This window comes from Bathymodiolus japonicus methanotrophic gill symbiont (assembly GCF_019721995.1).
In the GTDB taxonomy this organism is placed as follows: domain Bacteria; phylum Pseudomonadota; class Gammaproteobacteria; order Methylococcales; family Methylomonadaceae; genus Methyloprofundus.
Window position 1 is genome coordinate 1 of record NZ_BLYC01000101.1, and the last position, 5,369, is coordinate 5,369.

Annotated in this window: 7 protein-coding genes and 2 pseudogenes; 3 read left to right on the plus strand and 6 right to left on the minus strand. The window is 37.5% G+C overall.

What is annotated here, in order from left to right:
- Positions 1–178: 178 nt before the first annotated feature.
- Genes K6984_RS36860 through K6984_RS30115 form a run of 4 tightly spaced genes read right to left on the minus strand, consistent with a single transcriptional unit; the run spans position 179 to position 2,417 of the window.
- Positions 179–805: a tetratricopeptide repeat protein gene (locus tag K6984_RS36860; protein WP_221898633.1), complete on the minus strand. Its 627-nt coding sequence runs from the start codon at positions 803–805 to the stop codon at positions 179–181.
- A 5-nt stretch (positions 806–810) separates the two neighbouring features.
- On the minus strand, positions 811–963 hold the full coding sequence (locus K6984_RS36865; RefSeq protein ID WP_420831746.1) for a hypothetical protein: 153 nt from the start codon (positions 961–963) through the stop codon (positions 811–813).
- Between the two features lie 60 nt (positions 964–1,023).
- Complete coding sequence (locus tag K6984_RS36870; RefSeq protein ID WP_221898635.1) at positions 1,024–1,209, minus strand: tetratricopeptide repeat protein; 186 nt, start codon at positions 1,207–1,209, stop codon at positions 1,024–1,026.
- A gap of 41 nt (positions 1,210–1,250) precedes the next feature.
- Positions 1,251–2,417 (minus strand): IS3 family transposase, encoded by a 1,167-nt coding sequence (locus K6984_RS30115; RefSeq protein WP_087870166.1) that lies wholly within the window; start codon positions 2,415–2,417, stop codon positions 1,251–1,253.
- An 86-nt stretch (positions 2,418–2,503) separates the two neighbouring features.
- On the opposite strand from K6984_RS30115, the pseudogene K6984_RS31940 reads away from it, so the two are divergent.
- The 3 genes and pseudogenes from K6984_RS31940 to K6984_RS30135 form a co-directional block, all read left to right on the plus strand.
- Positions 2,504–2,784 (plus strand): annotated as a pseudogene (locus K6984_RS31940) (transposase); the annotation flags it as partial.
- A 305-nt stretch (positions 2,785–3,089) separates the two neighbouring features.
- Positions 3,090–3,362 (plus strand): annotated as a pseudogene (locus K6984_RS30130) (DDE-type integrase/transposase/recombinase); the annotation flags it as partial.
- A gap of 76 nt (positions 3,363–3,438) precedes the next feature.
- On the plus strand, positions 3,439–3,756 hold the full coding sequence (locus K6984_RS30135; RefSeq protein WP_221898637.1) for a hypothetical protein: 318 nt from the start codon (positions 3,439–3,441) through the stop codon (positions 3,754–3,756).
- On the opposite strand, the gene K6984_RS30140 is transcribed toward K6984_RS30135, so the two are convergent.
- Both K6984_RS30140 and K6984_RS30145 read right to left on the minus strand, forming a co-directional pair.
- Entirely contained in the window at positions 3,748–4,212 is a 465-nt protein-coding gene (locus K6984_RS30140; protein WP_221898638.1) for a DUF4411 family protein, read from the minus strand. The two genes, K6984_RS30135 and K6984_RS30140, sit on opposite strands and share 9 nt — an antisense overlap.
- On the minus strand, positions 4,199–5,369 hold a 1,171-nt coding region (locus K6984_RS30145; RefSeq protein ID WP_221898639.1), incomplete at its 5' end, for an ImmA/IrrE family metallo-endopeptidase. The genes K6984_RS30145 and K6984_RS30140, both read right to left, overlap by 14 nt.

Below are 5,369 nucleotides of genomic sequence, written 5' to 3' on the forward strand. Positions count from 1 at the left end.
CAATGGAATTGAAACGGCACATATGATCCGAAAGGGGCAATTGTCTGAGGAAAATATTCCTGCTTATAAGCAGTTTATGGCTTTATCGGGGTAGTTATGCCTGAAGACTAGGAGGCCTGAGCTTTTGATAATTATTGCGACAGAACTCTAAAAATCATCACTTCGCTTTGGCTCCATTTCACTGATTTTCAGCGTGTGTTTTCATCCATTCACTTGCTAGATTCTGTGCCTTTTCTATTTGTGAGGCAGTCATTAACTTTGTAACAAGATCTCTATATTTATGCGCTTTTTTTACCCCACTAGACGCCGCAATATTAAAATATTTATGTGCCGTAACATAGTCCTGAACGACACCTTTCCCACTCGCATACATCAATCCTAAGCCGTATTGTGCCATAGAAAATCCTTGTTCTGCTGACTTCCTGTACCACCTAAAGGCTTCTTTGTAGTCCTGAACGACACCATCACCACGGAAATAGTTAACTCCTAAGTAGTATTGTGCACTAGCATGTCCTTGTTCTGCTGCCTTCCTGAACCACTTAGCTGCTTCTTTGTCGTCCTGAACGACAGCTTTCCCACTGGAATACATCCCCCCTAATAAGAATTGTGCCTCACCATGTCCTTGTTCTGCTCCCCTCCTGAGCCACTTAACGGCTTCTTTGTAGTCCTCAACGACACCTTCTCCCTTGGCATACATCAGTCCTACGTTGTATTGTGCACTAGCATGTCCTTGTTCTGCTGCCTTCCTGAACCACTTACCTGCTTCTTTGTAGTCCTGAACGACACCTTTCCCACTCGCATACATCCCTCCTAATAGTACTTGTGCCTAGCAAATCCTTGTTCTGCTGCCATCTTGTACCACTTAACGCTTCTTTGTAGTCCTGAACGACACCTTCTCCCACTGGCATACATCTCTCCTAAGTTGTCTTGTGCACCAGCATGTCCTTGCTCTGCTGCCATCATGTACCACTTAAAGCTTCTTTGTAGTCCTCAACGACACTTCTCCCTTGGCATACATCTCTCCTAAGTTGTTTGTGCACCAGCATGTCCTTGCTCTGCTGCCTTTCTGAACCACTTAACGGCTTCTTTGTCGTCCCAAACGCCACCTTGCCCGTTTCTATACATCTTTCCTAAGTAGTATTGTGCACCAGCATTTCCTTGTTCTGCTGACTTCCTGTACCACCTAAAGGCTTCTTTATAGCACCCCAAAGAGTCAAGACAGATTTTTCAACAATCCTTATTCCATATTCCTAAGCCGCTTCATTCTGCTGTTCATTAGCTAAAATACTTTCTCTATATACATTCATTGGTTTTTTATAGTCCAGGGTTTCATGAAACCGTTGATGATTATAAAACTCAATATAGTCATCAACATCTTCTATTAACGCTCTAATTGAACCATATTCATTTAAATAAATACGCTCACATTTTGCACTTCGCCAAAACCGTTCAATACAAATATTATCCGTTGCTCGTCCTTTTCCATCCATAGAAATAGTAATGCCTTTGTTTTTTAGTCGTTGGGTATGAATTTCACTGGTGTATTGACTGCCTTGATCCGTATTAAAAATTTCAGGTGTTCCGTAGAGAGAAAGCGCTTCATCTAATACATCCATAACTAAAAAAGAATCCATTGTGTTTGATATTTTATGGGCGAGCACTGCTTTTGAGTGCCAATCAATAATCGCCGCTAAATAAACCATCCCTTCTTTGGTTTTAATATAGGTTATATCTGTACTCCAAACTTGGTTAGCGTGTGATATATCAAGATCTCTAAGCTTATAAGTATATTTTTTATGTTCTTTTATGGGGATCGTTGTATTGACTTGTTTTACCGCTAATACGGCTTTCAAGCCCATCTGCTGCCGATAACTCGCCACCGTGTTTAAACTGACTTTAAAACCACCTTCAAGCAACTGCTGGTGTACTTTAGCCGCACCATAAATAGGGATGTCTTTAAAAATGTGATTAATCTGAGTTTTGATCTCTTCTTTCTTTTTATTCTCTCTTTTTTTGTAATAGAGATTGCTTCTATTTAATCCTAATAATGCACACTGCTGTGTTAGAGGTAGAGTGTTAAGCTTGGGCTCAATCAACTGTTTTCTATCAGATGAGTCCAAGCTTTTTAGCTTTTTTTCGAGCCACTCCTTTTCAACCGTCATTTTTCCTACGATTTTTGTGAGCATCTCATTTTGTTCTTGAGCTGCTAATAGATCCTCTTTGTAATCTTTAACGGCTTTGGAGGGCTCCATTGCTATTTCTGCATTGTCTAAGAATATTTTTTTCCAGTTTTGTAGGTTCTTAGGTGTGATGTTATTTGCACTGGCAATTTCTTGCAGTGTTTTTTCATTCTTTAAAACTTCTAATACCAACTTGCTTTTAAATTCAGCACTGTAGACCGTTCTTTTTCTGCTCATTTTAATACTCCAATTTTTTACAAATAGTAACTAATTTGGAATAAGATTGCTTTGATTTCTTGTCTGGATTTGCTGGGGGATTATACTACGGAACACCTGAAATTTTTAATACGGATCAAGGCAGTCAATACACCAGTGAAATTCATACCCAACGACTAAAAAACAAAGGCATTACTATTTCTATGGATGGAAAAGGACGAGCAACGGATAATATTTGTATTGAACGTTTTGGCGAAGTGCAAAATGTGAGCGTATTTATTTAAATGAATATGGTTCAATTAGAGCGTTAATAGAAGATGTTGATGACTATATTGAGTTTTATAATCATCAACGGTTTCATGAAACCCTGGACTATAAAAAACCATGAATGTCATAGTAGAAAGTGATTTTTCAGTCTAATGAAATCAGCAGTATCATTGAGGAGTGTGGCTTTCCCATGAATGGATACTGTTGAAAAATCGTCTGACTCTTTGGGGTGCTATAAAGGGTGGACGAAGATGGACAACTATAAAACCCTAAATTGTAAATGTACAGGCGCGCCATGCTGCCTCACGAAATTCCGGGACTCCTGTCGCCGTAATTTCGTTCACCTACGCAGCGAATAGGAGATGCCCTGAAAACGGTTCTGTCGCAATAATTATCAAAAGCACAGATCTCCTAGTCTTCAGGCATAACTATGCAGGATTAGCCAATATTAACCTCTTGTTAATCCTCGCTGGGTTTGCCAATATGATCGACATATTACAGGTTAAATATTTGAATAACATCATCGAACAGGATCACCGCTTTATCAAAAAAATAACAAAACCGATGATGGGCTTTAAAGCGTTTCACTCCTCCCAAGCAACAATTGATGGAATTGAAACGGCACATATGATCCGAAAGGGGCAATTGTCTGAGGAAAATATTCCTGCTTATAAGCAGTTTATGGCCTTAGCAGGATAGTTATGCCTCAAGACTAAGAGGTCTGAGCTTTTGGTAATTATTGCGACAGAACCGATAACCTGGGAAAGTGAACTTTATGCGACAGAACCAAGTGAGTGCCTTTGAAGCTGAGCATGTGATCCACCTTTTATTGAAATTGATAATTATGATAGCAGATAACGTCGGGAAGGGGGATTTATGCGACAGAACCCGTTTATGTTGGAAAACATGTGATGATACGGAGGTGGATTTTTCAAAGCATAGGAAAGGAAAAGGGGAATTTAACTTCTCAGGGTATCTGTTTCCAAAGGAAGGGAATGTAAAATTTTCTAGATCCATATTCGGTGATGGTGGTGTGAACTTCACCTTCGCCAATTTTGGCCAGGGTGTTTGGTTGTTAGCCTTTTTATTTTAGTAAATTTAAGAAGTTACAATTCGCTACTCCGACTGATGCCATATTACAAACTGCTGGGATTTTATAGTTTGATTTGAGTTCAGGCAATACACTCTGCCTGCCTTCCTCAGTAACAAGTGTAGTTCCCAATTCTTGCGCTATAGCAATAATGAATAAATCATTTTCACCAACGCCTTTCGTATATTTTTCCTCGATAATACCAAGTAATTCCTTTATATCACTAGCTATTAATAAACTTTCAGAGGTTAAATAATAGATTTTAATATTATTATCTTGTAGCCATGTTCCACATTCAGGTATTTTATGACTAACTTCTTCAAAAGCCTTTTTTGAGATAACAAATTCTTTACTTTGCATCTTGTTAGAAAACCACTCCCAAAGAGAATAAAAATGTTTATTCTCTGGTGGGTAATTATCCCAAGCATGAATCATAGATGAAGCATCAAATATATACATGTTGCTCTAATTTCCTTACATCGCTAATTTTCAAATTATCTAAATAAGTGCTTGCTTTAGCTAAAGTGATTTTTTTATTATGTAAAGAGTCAAATACTGCGTAAACGAAAGGCTTACCAAAAACATGCATGGGCTCTCTATCTCGGTATTTCCTCGGTATGGATTTGGAACTAACTTGAGTTGCCTCTCTTCTTAATTGTTCTTCTTTATAGTCCACATAATTTTGATAATGATACTGAGATATTTCTTCATTAATTAATAAGCGTACCAATATCGCCCTATGACTCACACTCCATAGTTCCCTATAATCTTCTAAGAATGAATCATACTCTTGAGTTTGTAGCCCTAATAACGTTTCGGTATCTATTTGATTTAAAAAGCTATCAGGGATTAATAAGTTACCAGCAAAATCATTCGCTTCTTTTTCTTTACCTTGATAATTATAAAAATCCTCATCATTATCAATTGCGCTTTCTCTATGCAATAACAAGTGAGCAAATTCATGCATTAAGGTAAAGGTTTGCGCTCCTAAACTTGCTTGTTTTTTGATAACGATTATTGGTAATACGTCATAATATAAAGAAAAACCACGGACTGGATTCTTCTTATCTATTTGCCATTTACCATTATATCCATTGGACACAATAACCATGATGCCTTTTTGTTCAACAGCATCACGCATATCACTAAAACCATCAGATACTGCTAACCCTAACCAACTTCTGATATTTTCACTTATACTTTTTATGTCCTCATTTAAGTTCAAATCATCAGGATACCAAACTTTATTTATTGCCTCTCCTAAATCATCTAATAACCCTAAGTAAACTTGTCTTTGTTTTTCAACTTGTTCTATAAAGCCACGCAACTTTGGGGAGTGAATTGGCTTTTTATTATTAATTGTACGAAATTGAAGAGAGTATATTTCTTCCTCTTTTGGTGCTTCAGATTCAAGGAAAAACAACATGTTACGTTTAAAATAATTTGCTATTTTTTCTAGCTGAGTAACACTAAAAACCTCTTTGCTTTCCATAGCTTGTTCCAATGTTTTTTGAGAAATCTTAAGATCTGCAGATAGATGATTGATATCTATCTGCACGGCATTTAAGCACCACTCTAGTCGAATCGGATTAATAGCTATTTTTTCCATGCTCTTA